Genomic DNA, 16,154 nt, shown 5'->3' with positions numbered 1-16,154 from the left:
GGTAGGTCGTTACCACGCTCGATTCAATGGGCCGACCGTAAGGCAGCGTCCTCATCGAGACCACTTTCCCGAATGCCCCCCATTGCCGTAGGGGTCTGCCGTGGGTGGGCCGCGAGCCACCATGAACGACCTCGACCACGTTATCGTCCGCGCCGCCCCACGAAAAGGACTTCCATGGCTGCGCCCCGCCGCCCACCACCGCTGCGCCCCGCTCTTCACGCACTGGTCTTTTCTGCGCTCGGCCCCCTCCTTGCCAGCACGTCCCATGCTCGTTCGACCAACGCCGTCGACCGTTTCGACGAGGCGATCGCTCGCGAACTACCCCAGACCATCGTGCTTTCCGACGGCAAAGGCGGCGGCGCCCTGGTCATCGAGTCGCTACTCGATGTTGAACTTCACTTCCCCGACGTTTCAGGGGACGTGCCGGGGGCCATGTATCGGGTGACGTGGCAGGGCGAGCAAGCCATGCTAACCCGTTCCGGCGGTCACTTGGATATCAGCGTGCCTCGTTCCGGCGACATGGAAGTCACGACTTTCGACCGCGACGCGGAAGGCAGCCATCAGGGCCGCCCCGATGCGCCTCGTGGCAACGACGAATCTGCAGCGCACCGCGCATCAAGACAACGACGGGCGGTGCCACGAGATGCACGGAACGGCACCACGGCTGCAAGTCGGCCTCGGGCAGCATCTTCGCCCGTCCTGGTCTTCTGGCTTTTCCTTCACGACGACACGCTCGACATGACACGGGAACACATCCACGCGAAGTATGTCGCCTGGTGGATCGCCGACATGAAGAGAATCCTGCCGACCAGGCGCTTGTGGGCAATCTACAGCCAGCAAGTCGACGGACTGACCGATATCGCTTATGGACAGGCTTCATCGCTCAAGGACTGGACGACGGCCGTGGACAGCTATGCACGTCGCGAAAGGCTCCCCCACGTTCGCGGCGAGTTCGAATACAAGTTCATGCTGCTGACGGGCAACCAGGTTGCGCCGGGCGTATCCGGACTTGCGTGGCTTGGCGGCGACCACGCCATGGCTTCACTCAAGGGCCGTTACACCATCGTTGCCCATGAGTACGGCCACACGCTGACTGCCAGCCACGAAGACGCCGAAGTACGCTGGTCGTCAGGCTGGCCGTGCGAAACGAACCTCAAGTCAACCACCAGTCTGCTGCGCGCCAACTGCTACCGCTATTCGGCGGCGAACGAACGGCGCATGCGTTCCTATATGGCCAACGAGTGGACCGTGCCGGTGCGTCCGGACCCGCCGGACACACCGCATTACATGGTCGAATGACCGGAGGGCATCTCAGTCGCGATTGAGCTTGCTGTGCTTCACGCCATAGGTGAAGTAAACGATCAAACCGATCGCCATCCATATTGCAAAGCGCTCGAATGTGATCCATGGCAGGCCCCAGATCAGCGCCAGCGAGAACAGGATGCCCAGCGGGGCGACAAACCACACCGCCGGCGTCTTGAACTTCCGCTCCAGGTCAGGCTTGCGCACGCGCAGCACGAGCACCGAGGCGCAAATCAGGATGAAAGCGCTGAGCGTGCCGATATTGACCAGTTCGGCCACTTCACCGATGGGCAGCAGGCCGGCGACCGCGGCGGTAAAGATGCCGAGAATCATCGTCGGGCGAGCGGGCGTGCCGAATCGCGGGTGGACACGGGCGAACCATGCCGGCAACAAGCCATCGCGCGACAGCGCGAACCAGATGCGCGCCGCACCCAACATGAAAGCGAACAACACGCTGATGACGCCGATAACCGCCGCCACGGCGATGACGTTGCTCAGCCACGGCAGGCCGATGGCATTGAAGGCATCGGACACCGATGCTTCACCATTGAGCGTGCCATAGGGCACGATGCCCGTGAGCACCAGGGATACCGCGATATAGAGAACCATCGCCACAGCCAGCGACAGCAGCACCGCACGCGGAAGATCGCGCTGCGGATCCTTGGCTTCCTCGGCCGCGGTGGTCAGCGTGTCGTAGCCGAACACGGCGAAGAACACGACGCTCGCGCCAGTCAGCACGCCCTGCCAGCCGAAGTGGCCCATGCCCTTATCGTCGAACACGCGCTCGGGAATGAACGGGTGCCAGTTCGCCGTATTGATGTAGAACGCGCCGACACCGATCACCAGCGCCACGCCGATCACCTTGATGCCGACGATCACCGTGTTGAGGCGCGCGCCCCACTCCGTTTTCACCGAAAGTAGAATGGCGACGAATACCGAGATGGCAGCGGCGATGATGTTGAAGCGGTGTCCATCGGTGGGTGCGGCGACCGGATGGGCGAAGCTCACGCCAAGCGGCGCGACGGCATGCTGCCAGTAATACGCCATGGTGTCGGCGCTCATGCTCTTCTGCGCCCACTCGGGCAGGTGCACACCCGCCGACGACAGCAGCACCTGCACGTATCCGGACCAGCCAATGGCGACGACGGCGACCACCAGCGCGTATTCGAGGAGCAGATCCCAACCGATGATCCAGGCGGCGCCTTCGCCGAGTACGGCGTAACCGTAGGTGTAGGCACTGCCGGTGACCGGGATCAGGCCGGCGAACTCGGCGTAGCAGAGTGCTGCGCAGGCACTGCCCAGACCCGCGATGATGAAACTGAGGGCGACCGCCGGGCCGGCATTGAGCGCCGCCTGCTGGCCAGCGAGCACGAAAATGCCCACGCCGATGATGCCGCCGATGCCGATGGCCGTGAGCTGCCACAGACCCAGCACCCGCCGGAAGTCCTTGCGCTGACCAACCTCGGCCTGCAACTGCTCGACGGACTTGTGGCGGAGGAACTTGGCTAACGACATCGGGGGATCCCTGGGACTGGCTGACCGGGGATCATACCTGCGGCAGGCCGCGGTGGGATGCCGCAGCCTCATGTGGGAGCCGATTCATCGGCGAAACCAGCCGCCTCAGCGCTGATCCAGCGCCCTACGCCCCAACGCCGGGTCATCGGTGAAGAACGCATCGATCCCCGCCGCCAGGTAGGCGCGAATCTCCGCTACCGACCCCGCCTCGTTCCGGGCAGTGTCCCCCGCATCATTGCGAAAATCCGCAGCGAGGAAGTGGTTCTCAGGCCGGAACGTGTACGGGTGGACCTCAAGGCCCACGGCATGCGCGTCATGGACCAACGGTGCCACCGGGGCCAGCCGACCGTCTTTACCCAACGGGATGATGCTGCGTGTCGATGGGCCGATGGCGTCGGCATAGACGGCGACCGCCTTGAGGCCAGCCGGCGTCATCATCTCGCCGTACGTCGTGCCTGCATCGTCGGCGGGATGCTCCGCCGCGGCGTCCATCAGCTGGAGGAGGCGGATATTCGGGTGCGCTTTACCTAGCTTCCCGTGCAGGTACTTGAGGTTGCCGATCTCGAAGGACTGGATCTCGACCGGCGCGGAACGCGTGTAAGCGTGGGATGCGAGGGTGGCCAGCACCCGGTCTTCCATCGGCAGGCCAACGCCGCGGAAATATGTGGAGTGCTTGATCTCGGGAATGATCCCGATGACGCGCCCGCGCGCCGACGACTCGGCCGCGACGAACTCGATCATTTCGTCGAAGGTCGGCACGCTGAACTGGCCGTCGAACGCGGTATTGGCCTTACGGATATCGGCGAGACGTTCGCGGGCGCGAAGCGTCTTCAACTCCGCGAGCGTGAAGTCCTCGGTGAACCAGCCGGTGATCTGCACGCCGTCGACCGTCTTCGTCGTGCGACGGCCGGCGAATTCCGGATGAGCGGCGACATCGGTCGTGCCGCCGATGTCGTTTTCGTGGCGGATGACCAGCACCCCATCCTTGGTCGACACCAGGTCGGGCTCGACGAAATCGGCGCCGTCTTCGATGGCGACGGCGTAGGAGGCGAGCGTGTGCTCCGGCCGAAGCGCGCTCGCGCCGCGATGCCCGATAACGAGGACCTTCGCGGCAAGGGGCTTCGCCGGTGCGGTTGCGGCATGCGAGGGCATCGAGAGCGCTCCGAGCGCCAGGGCGAGAGCGCACGAGGATAAGACATACGAGGAGCGCGCATATGAAGAGCGGCCAAGAACCTTCATCAGAAATCCGCCGTGAGGGTGACGAAGCTCTGCCGCGGCGCGCTGGCGTGGAACGCGAGCGCGCGGCCGTTCGGATCCGTCGCCGCGAAGGCGGTCAGGTTGGTCGCGTAGCGGTGGTCGGTAAGATTGGTGATGTTCAGGGCCAGGGTGAGTGCCTTGAGGCTGGCGATGGGACCGAAGTTATAGCTTGCACCGAAGTCGAAGGCGGTGGCACCCGCCACGCTCTGGTCGTTCGTATAGGTGTAGTAACGCTTACCCGTGTACTTGCCCTGCAGGCTGGCCGACCAAGGACCGTAGGTATAGCTGATCTCGCTCGCGAGCATGCGCTTGGGCGTATCGACGGTGGTCTTGCCCTTCACCGGCACGACCTGGCCGCTGGCGACATAGTTGTCGTCATACCTGGAACGGTTGAACGAAGCCGAGTTGTACCACTCGAACCCACGGATCGGCTTCCAGATGAAGGTGAACTCCGCACCACGACTGCTGACCGAGCCGACATTGACGAAGGCCGTGTTGCATTCCGGGCGCGTGCCTTGCTCGATGCTCGGGCACGGATTGAGCGACAGCAGACGATTGTCGAACTTCACGTCGTACAGCGCCACGGATGCCTCGTACCATGCGCCGACGCTGCGGAAGCCGCCATCGATGCTACGCGACTGTTCCGGCTTCAGGCTGGACCTGGTGCCGTCGAACGCAGCCTGCGACACGGAGAGCGGGCCGCCGGCGCCACCACCCTGGAAGGCGGCGATGTTCTTCGCATAGGACAGGAACACTTCCTGGCCGGGTGCCAGCTGGTAGGCGAGACCCGCCTGCGGCAGGAAGGATTTCTCCGCCTTCAGCGTGCCGTTCGCATACGGACTCTCCACACCCGGCAGCTCGCGCGCGGTCATCGTGGTATGCGGGCTCTTCACACCGAAGTCGACACTGAGGCGATCGTCGAGCGCCTTGAAGCTGTCCTGCAGATAGGCCTGTTTCGTCGTGATCGTGTAGTCCTGGGCGAACAGACGACGATCCGGATCGGACAGGTAACGGTCATCGCTCACCGGACCGTCGATGTAATAGAAGTTGCGTTCGACGTGATGATCGTTCTTCTCGTACCAGATGCCGCCTTCGACATGGTGGCCGCCCAGATCCCACGCCAGCGAAGCGATCGCGCCGTTACGATTGATCGTGTAGTTGGTGCTGCGGATCGAGATCGGCAGCTCCTGCGCCGTGCCCGGATACGATTTCTGGCCCGGCGACCACCAATGGCCCTGGCCGGCGTCTTCGTGGTGGTAGACCTGGGTGTGCAGCGTGGCGCCATCGGCAACCGTAAAGTCACCGGCGAGGTAGTAGAGGTCGTCGCTACGCAAGGCGCGGCTCTGGTAGTACGCGTCGTCGATGTTATCGACGCCGCCGGAGAAGCCGCAACGCGGATCGCTCACGCCGCCCTTGGTGTACGTGGGCGAGCAGTAGGCGGCGGCGAGCGCACGCTTCCAGTCCGGTGCGTAAAGGTTCCAGTCCCACCCGAGCCCACGCTTCAGGCCGCTCTTGGACAGGTACGCATAGTCGGCCTGACTGGTGCGCGACGTATCGGCGAAACCGGTGATGCGATTGCCCTCGCCGAACTCATAGACCGCCTTGCCGTTGAACTGCTTGGTGTTGGTCGGCGAGTTCGGGTTGGCCCACATGTCCGCGTCGGTGTGCGCACCGGACAGGTACATCGAGAAGCCCTTGTAATCGCCGGTATCGATGCGCGCGTAACTGCGGCGGTTATGGTCGCTACCGAAGGTCTGTGCAACCTTCCCGCCGAAGGTCTTGGCCGGATCGGACGAGAAGTACTGGATCGCGCCGCCGAGGTTACTGGTGGATGCGGTGCCGAGAGCACCAATGCCTTCGGACAGCTCGACGGTCGCCATGTTCTCCGCGATCAGTGCACGCGAGATGTTCAGGCCGTTGTAGTTGCCGTAGGCGTTATCGCCCAGCGGCAGGCCGTCCAGCGTGTAACCGAGGCGGGTGGCGTTGAACCCACGCAGGGTGATCGTCTGCGATTCCTCATTGGCGCCGAAGGCATCGTTCGACTGCACGGACACGCCCGGCAGGCGGTTCAGGATCTTCTGTGGGCTGGTACCCGGCGGCAGCACCTTCTGGTCGGCGGGCGTGATGCGCTGCACCTGCCGGGTCTCACCCTGACCGATGACCGAGACGCCTTCGAGTTGCTGTGCCTGATCGGCGGTGGCGGGCGGCGGCACGTCCCCGGCGCGGGCCTGGACGGACATGGCGGCAACAAGGGCGAGAAACAGGGTGCGACGGGAAAGCGTCATCGACAGGGAGCTCGTCGTGGGGGAAGCCGACAAGCGTGCAGACTCGATATGTATGTTTTCTTACGATGGGATGTGATTCTTGCGAAGGGGTGACGCCTATCGCACTACCGGCACCTCGTCCCCGAACTGAAACACGCGGGCCTCAACATGCTCACCTTTTATCCTCACGGAAACCCGTCATGCGTCGACTTGCTGCCCTGGCCACCCTCCTCCTTGCAGCGGTGACCGTGGATGCCCACGCGCACCGGGTCATCGTCTTCGTCTGGGATGGCATGCGGCCGGACGCGATCAGCGAGGACGACACGCCCAACCTGGCGGCGTTGGCGAAACAGGGCACCTTCTTCGCGGACAACCACGCGACGTACCCCACCTTCACCATGATCAACGCGTCGAGCTTCGCCACCGGGTCGTTCCCCGGAACCATCGGCTTCTTTGGCAACCGCTTCTGGGCGCCCGGCGCCACGGGATTCGACGCCAAGGGCGCGCCAAGCGACTACAACGCGCCGATCTACACCGAGGACTACGCCGTCCTTCGTGCCCTCGACGACCACTGGCACCACGATCTCCTGGAGGCGCCCACCCTGCTCGACCGCGCACGCAAGGCCGGGCTCAAGACCGCGGTGGTCGGTAAATCGGGACCGGCCTTCATGCAGGACATCCACGAGGGCGGCGTCATCCTCGACGAGAACGTGGCGCTGCCGCTGGACTTCGCCAGGCGCCTGACCAAGGCGGGCCTGCCGTTGCCGGCGAACACGGTTCACGCCTACGACGCGGACCGCTTCCAACTGGAGCCGGACAACGGCGCGCCGACCGCCCAGCTATCGCTGGTCACCCTGAAGGATGGTGTGAGCTCGGACGCATCCGACGCCGCCGGCGCCCCGCCAGCGGCAGCCAACGCCTACCTGATGAACGCCTTCCTGACGTACATCCTTCCGGTTGAGAAGCCTGATGTGAGCTTCGTCTGGCTCCGCAATCCCGACTCCACCGAGCACCTCTATGGCGTGGGCTCGCCCAACTTTCATCTGGCCCTGCGCGCGCAAGACGAGCTGCTGGGCAAGTTGCAGGCACGGCTGAAGGAGTTGGGCATGGAGGCGGATACCGACCTGGTCATCGTTTCAGACCATGCCCACAGCAACGTCTCCGCGCCGCGCGACCTGTTTCCGCTGCGCACGATTGCGGACGGGCGGGTCGGCAAGCCCGATGGCGAGTGGGGCTACTCCGTATCCGGAGCCATCCGCCTGGCCGACGACATGACCCGAGCCGGATTCACCGCCTTCGACGGCTACGGCTGCCTCTATGTGCCCGTCATGTCCGGCATCGAAGCCGACGGCAAGCCGTTACGTCCGACGCGCTTCGACGACGACGGCAAGCTCTGTGGCAAGCCAGGTCCGTACACGACACCCGCCTATAAGGTGCCCGCCGAACTGCCGAAGCAGGCCTTCGTCATCGCGCCCAACGGAGGCAGCGAGTACCTCTACCAGCCTGAGCACGATCGCGCGCAGGTGCTCAAGGCCGTGCGCTTCCTGCAGAGCCAGGAGGCTTTCGGCGCCATCTTCGTCGATGCGCGCTATGGCAAGATTCCCGGCACCCTGCCCCTCGGCAGCGTGCACCTGGCGAACAAGCGCGCGCCGGACATTGTGGCCAGCTACGACTTCGATGCGGAAGCGACCGTGCAGGGATTCAAGGGCACCGTGTACACCAGCATGTCGAACGAGCGCGGCATGCACGGCAGCTTCAGCCCGGTCGACGTGCATAACCTCCTGCTGGTCAGCGGCCCCGACTTCCGCAAGAACACGCGCAGCGAGTTGCCGAGCGGCAACGTGGACCTTGCGCCCACGCTGGCCGCCGTACTCAAGCTGGATCTGGGCAAACCGGACGGGCGTGTGCTCCGTGAGGCCATCGAAGGCCGCAGCGGCGACGGCCTCGCCGTGACGTCGGCGGATGTGACGACCGACACCGCCACGGGCCTGGACGTGCGCCGCGTGGACGGCTCTTCAATGAACCGCACGGGCTACCGCTTCGTCCTCAAGACCAAGCAGCTCACCGACAACGGCAGAACCTACACCTATTTCGACCAGGCCAAGGCCGAACACCTGCCCTGAAAAGGGCTTCTGTGGGAACCGATTCATCGGCGATGGGTGCTTGCTGCATCCTGGCCCGCTTCGTGGGATCGCCGATGAATCGGCTCCTACAGGAGCACGGCCGTTATGCCGCTGCGGCGCTTTCTGCTAGTTTTCCGCCCCGATACCCTACGTCCCACCGGATACCCCCATGCTCAAGCATCTCGCGATGGCCACGCTTTCGGCCGCACTGCTCGCCTCCTGCGCCGGCGCGCCGAAAGACAAGACGGCCCACCCCGCCGCTATCACCGATGGCGCGACGCTGGACCTGGCTATCCTCGAGACGACCGACGTCCACTCGAACATTCTTTCGTACGACTACTACAAGCAGAAGGACGATCCGAGCTTCGGCTACGAGCGCGTTGCCACGCTGATCCGCCAGGCTCGCAAGGAGTTCCCGAATACGGTGCTGTTCGACAGCGGCGACACCATCCAGGGGTCCGTACTCGCCGACTACCAGGCCATGGTCAAGCCGGTGGGCTGCGATACCGAGCTGGGCATCTACGCCGCGATGGACGCGATCGGCTACGACGGCGGTACCGCCGGCAACCACGAGTTCAACTACGGCCTGCCCTTCCTCGCCCAGGTCACCAACACGTCGATGAACGTGGACGGTGTGAAGGCCCAGCAGTGTGCGGGACCGAAATTCCCGCTGGTGCTGTCCAACGTTTACAGCACGCGCGATGGCAAGCCCATCTTCAAGCCGTGGACCATCGTGACCAAGACAGTCAACGTCACCACCACGATGGGCAAGGTGGTGCCGACGACGCTGAAGATCGGCATCATCGGTTTCACGCCGCCGCCGATTCTCGACTGGGACAAGCGCAACCTGCAGGGCAAGGTCACCGTCGACGGCGTCGTCGAAGCCGCGAACAAATACATGCCGGAAGTGCTCGCGCAAAAGCCCGACCTGGTGGTCGCGATCCTGCACGGGGGCCTCAACACCGCGCCGTACACGCCGCAGATGGAGAACGGCGGCTGGTACCTTGCCGGCGTGCCGGGCATCGACGCGCTGCTTCTGGGTCACTCGCACACCGAGTTCCCGGGGCCGCGCTACATGGACATGAAGGACGTGGACGCGAAGCGCGGCATCGTGCGCGGCGTGCCCGCCGTGATGGGCGGCTTCTTCGGCAAGGATCTGGGCGTGATCAACATGACGTTGAAGCGCGAGGGTGATCGCTGGGTGGTGGAGAAGGACAAGAGCCACAGTCAGGTCCGCCCGATCTGCCCGAAGAAGAACGAGTGTGTCGCCGTCGACCCGACTATCGAGCCGATCGTGAAGGACGCACACGAAGCCGCGATCGCCTACGTCAACACGCCCATTGGCGCGACAGACCACGACCTCACCAGCTACTTCGCGGACGAAGGCAACATGAGCGCGCTTGCCGTGGTCAATGCCGCGCAAGCCGACTACGCGCGTGACGAGCTCAGCCGTACGCACCCGGAATGGAAGGACGTCCCGCTGATCTCCGCCGCCTCCGCGTTCCGTACAGGCTTCGGCGGCCCGGACGATTACACCGATGTGTCGAAGGGTCCCCTGACCATCCGCAATGCGGCGGATCTGTACTTCTATCCGAACACGCTCGCCGCAGTGAAGATCGATGGCGCCGGGGTGAAGGCGTGGCTGGAAGAGTCGGCCCGACGCTTCAACCAGATCGATCCCTCGAAGGAGGGGGAACAGGCACTGACCGGCAAGTTCGTGGCGTACAACTTCGACCAGATGCAGGGTGGCATCACCTACACCATCGACGTCACCAAGCCAGAAGGCCAGCGCATCGGCAACCTCCGCTACAAGGGTAAGCCGGTCGACGATGGCCAGCCCTTCATCGTGGTGACCAACAGCTATCGCGCAAACGGTGGCGGCGGCTTCCCGGGCATGAATGGCGATTCCGTCGTCCTGAACGCGCCGGACGGCAATCGCGAAGTCGTGATCAAGTGGGTGGAAACGAAGAAGACCATCACCGCGAAAGATGTCGACAAGCGTTCGTGGAGCTTCGTCCCGGTGAAGACCAAGGGCACGCTCACGTTCACCGCGGCGGCCGGCAAGGAAGACATCGCCAAGGCCCAGCACCTCGCCATCAAACAACTCCGCGACAACGGCGACGGCACCGCCGTCTACGCGCTAGACCTTTCAAAACGCTGATCTTGTTTGTGGGAGCCGCTTCAGCGGCGATGGGCGCTGCCGCAATCCCCATCGCCGCTGAAGCGGCTCCCACAGTTCGCACCTGTCGGCACCTCCGCCAAAATCCACATAGGCCATCCGGCCGGCCCCGACCCGCTTGACAGTCCCCTACACGCGGGCATAACGTCGGGCCCATGCATCCCAACACGCCAGCGCTGCGTTTCACCCCGGCCCTCCCGGCCGGCGCGCTTGCGTCCGTGTCCACCACCGCGACTACAACGACAACGACCACTACCCTGGTCGGAGGATCGGAGTTCGCGCGCGCCTAGTTTCTTGTCGCTGCCGGCCCCGACCTCCCGCAGGACGGGATCGGCGCCGGAACTCCCAGCCAAGATCCCAAACCTGATGTGACGAAGGGCCTCTCACCGGAGGCTTTCATCGTGTCCATCGCTGTCGAGTTACCCCGTTCTCCCTTACGTGTTGCGCCTCTGCGCGTGGCCGTCGCTCCCCTTGTGGTCAATGTCGGTGTCGTCGGACCCGGCAAGGTCGGCAGCGCCTTCCTGGCCCAGATGCGCCTGGCCGCACCCCGTCTGCTGCGCGAGTGCAACCTGCAGCTCAGCCTGCGGGCGGTGAGCGACAGCCGGCATATGTGGCTGGATTGCGACGACGACGCCCTCAACGGTCGCCAGCACGGCGCCCAGATCTGGCGTCCGGCCGAGCTCGACGAGTTCGCCGCGTACGTGGCCGGCCGCGAAGGCGAAGTGGCCGTACTGGCCGACTGCACCGCCAGCGACCTCGTGGCCAACCATTACGCCGGCTGGCTCGCCGCCGGCATCCACATCGTCACCCCGAACAAGCGCGCCGCCAGCGGGCCGCTGGATCGCTGGCACAAAATCGCCCGTGCCTCCGACGCCAGCGGCGCCCGCCTGCACTACGAAGGCACGGTGGGTGCGGGCTTGCCGGTGGTGCAGACCCTGCGCGACCTGATCGACACGGGCGATGAGCTGCTCGCCGTGGAAGGCATGCTCTCCGGTACCCTGGCCTGGCTGTTCAATCGCTTCGATGGCTCGGTACCGTTCTCGGCGCTGGTCCGCGAGGCGCATGCCATGGGCTATACGGAGCCCGATCCGCGTGACGACCTTTCCGGCATGGACGTGGCCCGGAAGCTGGTGATTCTCGCCCGGGAAGCCGGCGTCGGCCTGTCCCTGGACGACGTGAACGTACGCAGCCTGATCCCCGCCGAGCTGGCCGACGGCAGCCGCGAGGGCTTCATGGCGAATCTCGACGCCATGGATGCGCCGATGGCCGCCCTGCTTGCCGATGCCCGCGCCGCGGGCGGCGTGCTCCGCCACGTGGCCCGTCTCGATGGGCGGAACGCCTCGGTAGGCGTGCAGGTGATCGGTGCCGACCACGCTTTCGCGCACTCGCGCCTCACCGATAACGTGGTGCGTTTCGCCACGCGCCGTTACTGCGACAATGCCCTGGTCGTCCAGGGGCCGGGTGCCGGTCCCGAGGTCACGGCGGCGGCGGTCTTCACGGATCTGCTGCGCGTGGCCGGTGCCATGGGAGTAAAACGGTGCGCATGCTGAAAGAAGAATCCTCGCCCCTGGTCCGTGCGGATGTCGCCGTGGCCGAGGCCTACGCCAGTGTCGGCAATGTCGGCATCGGGTTCGACATCCTTGGACACTGCGTCGCAGGCGCAGGCGATCGTGCCGAAGTGCGTCGCATCCCCGAGCGGGAAGTGCGCATTGCCTCGATCGATGGCGTGATCACGGACCTGCCGATGGCTGCCGCGGACAACACCGCCGGCGCCTCGTTGCTGTCGATGATGCATGGGCTGCAACTGCCGTTCGGCTTCGAGCTGGTGCTGCACAAGGGCATCGCGCTGGGCTCGGGCATGGGCGGATCGGCGGCGTCCTGCGTCGCGGCTGTCGTTGCCGCCAATGCGCTGCTGGACGAGCCGCTGTCACGCGAGGCTTTGTATCCGTTTGCGTTGGACGGCGAGGTGGTTGCCAGCGGTAGTCGTCATGGCGATAACCTCGGACCGATGTTGCTCGGTGGCCTCGTGCTCGCCACTGACAAGCGCCTCGTGCGCATTCCGGTGCCGGGCGAGTGGCATTGCGCGCTGGTCCATCCGCACGTGGTGCTGGAAACCCGCCGTGCCCGTGCTGCACTGGCCGGCCATTACGCGCTGAGCGAGTTCGTGGCGCAGAGTGCCAATCTCGCGCTGGTGCTGGCGGGCTGCTATCGCGGAGAAGCGGCGCTGGTTCGCGAAGGACTCTCCGATGTGCTGGTGGAACCACGTCGTGCGCCACTGATTCCCGGTTTCGCTGCCGTGAAGCAGGCCGCGCTCGACCATGGCGCCTTCGGTGCCAGCATTTCCGGCGCCGGCCCGAGCGTGTTCGGCTGGTTCGAAGATCGCGCCTCGGCCGAGGCCGCGTCGATCGACATGCGCGCCGCCTTCAAAGCTGCCGGTCACGACAGTGACGTACTCGTCGCCCCCATCGACGGCCCCGCCGCCCGGTTGCTCTGACCATGCGCTATGTCAGCACGCGCGGCGGTGCCGCGCCCACACGTCTTTCCGATGCCATCGCCGCAGGCATCGCGCCCGACGGCGGGCTGTATGTTCCCGAGACGATGCCGACGGTGCCGCTGCCTCCGGCGAACGGCTACCTCGCGGGGACCGCGCTGCGCATGCTCGAGCCCTTCTTCGAGGGCGATCCGCTCGAAGACGATCTGCCGGCGATCTGCGCCGAAGCGTTCGCCTTTCCGGCACCGCGTCGCGAGTTGAAGATCGAAGGCGCTCATGTGCTGGAGCTCTTCCATGGGCCCACCGCAGCATTCAAGGACTTCGGTGCGCGCTTCCTCGCGGCTTGCCTGAGCCGCCTGCGCCGCGACAGCGATCGCCCACTCACCATCCTCGTAGCCACGTCGGGCGATACCGGTGCGGCCGTCGGCGCCGCTTTCCACAACCTGCCCGGCGTGCGCGTCGCGATTCTCTACCCAGACAACCGCGTCTCGCCACGCCAGGCGCACCAGCTAGGCAGCTTCGGCGGTAACGTGCGCGCGCTACGTGTGGAAGGCAGTTTCGACGACTGCCAGCGCATGGTGAAAGGCGCGCTCGGCGATGCCGCCTTGCAGGCCGACGTGCCTATGTCATCGGCGAATAGCATCAGCCTGGGGCGCCTGCTGCCGCAGATGGCTTACTTCGGGCATGCGTCACTGAACGCCGATGGCGTGATGAATGTCATCGTGCCAACCGGGAATCTCGGCAACGCCGTTGCCTGCCTGTGGGCGCGCGAGATCGGGTTGCCGATTGGGGATGTGGTGTTTGCCTGTAACGCGAACGATACGCTGCCGGAGTTCTTTGCCGGGCAGCCGTACCAGGCGCGCGACGCGGTGGCGACGATCGCCAATGCGATGGATGTGGGCGCGCCGAGCAACTTCGAGCGGCTGAGTCACCTGTTCGGAGGCGATGACAACGCGCGTCGCGCCGGGCACGCCGAAGGCGTCGATGATGCGGAGATCCGTGATGTCATACGTCGTCATTCGGCCAGCGACAGCGAGGTCTTCTGCCCCCATACGGCAACGGCGATCCGCGTGTTCGAGCGCCAGCGCATGGCGGGAGACATCCGTCCCTGGACGGTTGCCGCGACGGCGCATCCAGCAAAGTTCGATGCCGTAGTCGAGCCATTGATCGGACGTTCGGTGGCGGTGCCCGATGCCTTGGGCGCCATGCTGGACCGCGAGGCAAGCGCGGAACCGCTTGCTGCGGACGGAAGGACTCTCGCGGACTGGCTGCGACGCTGGTAAGCACCTCGCGGCTGGGCTATCTCCGCTGAAGGGGCTCCCACGGAAGGCCCGCCCAGCCGCGGATCTATGTGGGAGCCGCTTCAGCGGCGATGCTTTCTCTACCCGAAACGACCGCCAATACCACTTCCTGGAATCGCTGACAGAATGCGATTGCCGCTTGCAAACCACCCCCTCGGACATCTAGCCGTCCAAATGTCCTAGGAAACAAGTTTCAAGAGAAAGTGTTGACATGCGTCGACGAACTGACTTACGTTCGGTGACATGACGCAGCGCACCACCACTGGCCGCTTTGCCCTGAACCGCCTCCCGGCGGCAGTAGGCAAGCTGCGTCTCGGCGGCGGCCTCCTTCTTATTAACCTTGTACTTATTACCTGCGGAGGTGCGGGCTAAGGGCAAGTGTCCAGGTAAATAGAAACAAACCTGAAGACTCCTTAAGAACCCCGCACCCGGCAACGGATGCGGGGTTTTTTATTGCCCCAGGCCCGCCTCATTCACGAGCGGAGCCAGACATGAATCCAGCAAACCAGGGCAGCACCGAATCCGTCGAGAGCGACGTAGGCGGCCGCGTGCGCATCTTCGACACCACCTTGCGCGACGGCGAGCAGGCCCCCGGCTTCTCGATGGACCGACGTGCGAAATTGCGCATGGCACATGCCCTGGAAGCGCTGGGCGTCGACATCATCGAGGCCGGCTTCCCTCAAGCCTCGCCCGATGATTTCGCCGCTGTGGCGGAGATCGCGAGGACGCTGAAAACGCCCACGATCGCCGCATTGGCCCGATGTCAGTCAGCGGACATCGACAGTGCGGGCAAGGCTTTGCAAGGCGCGCGACATTCACGTATCCACCTGTTCCTGTCCACCAGTCCCCTGCACCGCGAGCACAAGCTCGGCAAGAGCAAGCAGGAAGTGATCGATATCGCTGCAACGGCGATCCTCCGAGCCAAGGCCCTCGCTCACGAGGTCGAATTCTCCGCCGAAGACGCGCTGCGCACCGAGCCGGACTATCTCGCCGAGATCTTTTCCGTCGCTGTCGAAGCCGGTGCCTGCGTCCTCAACGCGCCCGATACCGTCGGCTACGTCACCCCGCAGGAAATCACCGAGATGTTCGCCTACCTGCGCAAGCACGTGCGCGGCGCGGACCGCGTGGTGTTTTCCGCGCACTGCCACGATGACCTGGGCATGGCCACTGCCAACAGCCTGGCCGCTATCAGCGCCGGCGCGCGACAGGTGGAATGCACCATCAACGGCATCGGCGAGCGTGCCGGCAATGCCGCGCTGGAAGAAATCGTGATGGCGCTGCACACGCGCCGCCCGCTGTTCAAGGTCGACACCGGCATCGTCACCGAGCGCCTGTTCCCCACCTCGCGCCTGCTCGCCGAAGTCACCAACCAGGCCGTGCCGCGCAACAAGGCCATCGTCGGCGACAACGCCTTCGCCCATGAATCCGGCATTCACCAGCACGGGATGCTCAAGCACCGCGGCACCTACGAAATCATGCGTCCGCAGGATGTCGGCGCGAAGACCTCGCTGGTTCTGGGCAAGCACTCCGGCCGCCACGCGCTGCGCCAGCGACTGGTCGAACTCGAGTACGAGGTAGACGAAGCGACGCTCGACGCCGTCTTCGAAAGTTTTAAAACCCTTACAGACAAACAGCGGTCAGTGACCAACGATGACCTCACTTCGCTGATGGCAATGCATCAGAACACCACCCCAGCCGCCGCCCTCGCGGTCAGTCCCTGAA

At 64.8% G+C, this 16,154-nt stretch carries 10 protein-coding genes; 7 read left to right on the top strand and 3 right to left on the bottom strand.

The window, feature by feature from the left end; all coding sequences use genetic code 11:
* Positions 1 to 174 precede the first annotated feature (174 nt).
* Positions 175 to 1,299, top strand: a complete 1,125-nt coding sequence (locus tag HB634_RS15380; protein ID WP_213949181.1) for a hypothetical protein — start codon at positions 175 to 177, stop codon at positions 1,297 to 1,299.
* A gap of 12 nt (positions 1,300 to 1,311) precedes the next feature.
* Here HB634_RS15380 and HB634_RS15375 read toward each other — a convergent pair whose 3' ends face one another.
* From HB634_RS15375 to HB634_RS15365, 3 genes are all read right to left on the bottom strand, one after another.
* Positions 1,312 to 2,817, bottom strand: coding sequence for an amino acid permease (locus tag HB634_RS15375; RefSeq protein ID WP_213949180.1), 1,506 nt, complete (start codon positions 2,815 to 2,817; stop codon positions 1,312 to 1,314).
* A 105-nt stretch (positions 2,818 to 2,922) separates the two neighbouring features.
* Entirely contained in the window at positions 2,923 to 3,969 is a 1,047-nt protein-coding gene (locus HB634_RS15370; protein ID WP_213949179.1) for a glycerophosphodiester phosphodiesterase, read from the bottom strand.
* Between the two features lie 86 nt (positions 3,970 to 4,055).
* Positions 4,056 to 6,359: a TonB-dependent receptor gene (locus HB634_RS15365; protein ID WP_082879021.1), complete on the bottom strand. Its 2,304-nt coding sequence runs from the start codon at positions 6,357 to 6,359 to the stop codon at positions 4,056 to 4,058.
* A gap of 179 nt (positions 6,360 to 6,538) precedes the next feature.
* On the opposite strand from HB634_RS15365, the gene HB634_RS15360 reads away from it, so the two are divergent.
* The 6 genes from HB634_RS15360 (at position 6,539) to HB634_RS15335 (ending at position 16,153) form a co-directional block, all read left to right on the top strand.
* The gene (locus tag HB634_RS15360; protein ID WP_213949178.1) at positions 6,539 to 8,461 is read left to right on the top strand and encodes a nucleotide pyrophosphatase/phosphodiesterase family protein; all 1,923 of its coding nucleotides are present in this window, start codon (positions 6,539 to 6,541) and stop codon (positions 8,459 to 8,461) included.
* Positions 8,462 to 8,630: 169 nt separating this feature from the next.
* On the top strand, positions 8,631 to 10,622 hold the full coding sequence (locus HB634_RS15355; protein WP_213949177.1) for a bifunctional 2',3'-cyclic-nucleotide 2'-phosphodiesterase/3'-nucleotidase: 1,992 nt from the start codon (positions 8,631 to 8,633) through the stop codon (positions 10,620 to 10,622).
* Positions 10,623 to 11,089: 467 nt separating this feature from the next.
* Positions 11,090 to 12,190 (top strand): homoserine dehydrogenase, encoded by a 1,101-nt coding sequence (locus HB634_RS15350; protein ID WP_255548650.1) that lies wholly within the window; start codon positions 11,090 to 11,092, stop codon positions 12,188 to 12,190.
* The gene (locus HB634_RS15345) at positions 12,184 to 13,134 is read left to right on the top strand and encodes a homoserine kinase (protein WP_213949408.1); all 951 of its coding nucleotides are present in this window, start codon (positions 12,184 to 12,186) and stop codon (positions 13,132 to 13,134) included. Before HB634_RS15350 ends, HB634_RS15345 begins: the two co-directional genes overlap by 7 nt.
* 2 nt (positions 13,135 to 13,136) lie before the next feature.
* Complete coding sequence (thrC, locus tag HB634_RS15340) at positions 13,137 to 14,414, top strand: threonine synthase (protein ID WP_213949176.1); 1,278 nt, start codon at positions 13,137 to 13,139, stop codon at positions 14,412 to 14,414.
* Positions 14,415 to 14,923: 509 nt separating this feature from the next.
* On the top strand, positions 14,924 to 16,153 hold the full coding sequence (locus HB634_RS15335) for a 2-isopropylmalate synthase (RefSeq protein WP_213949175.1): 1,230 nt from the start codon (positions 14,924 to 14,926) through the stop codon (positions 16,151 to 16,153).
* The last annotated feature ends 1 nt before the right edge of the window (position 16,154 follow it).

Origin of the sequence: Luteibacter sp. dw_328 (assembly GCF_018449605.1) — a bacterium.
Lineage (GTDB): Bacteria > Pseudomonadota > Gammaproteobacteria > Xanthomonadales > Rhodanobacteraceae > Luteibacter.
This window is presented reverse-complemented; position numbering and strand designations above follow the sequence as displayed.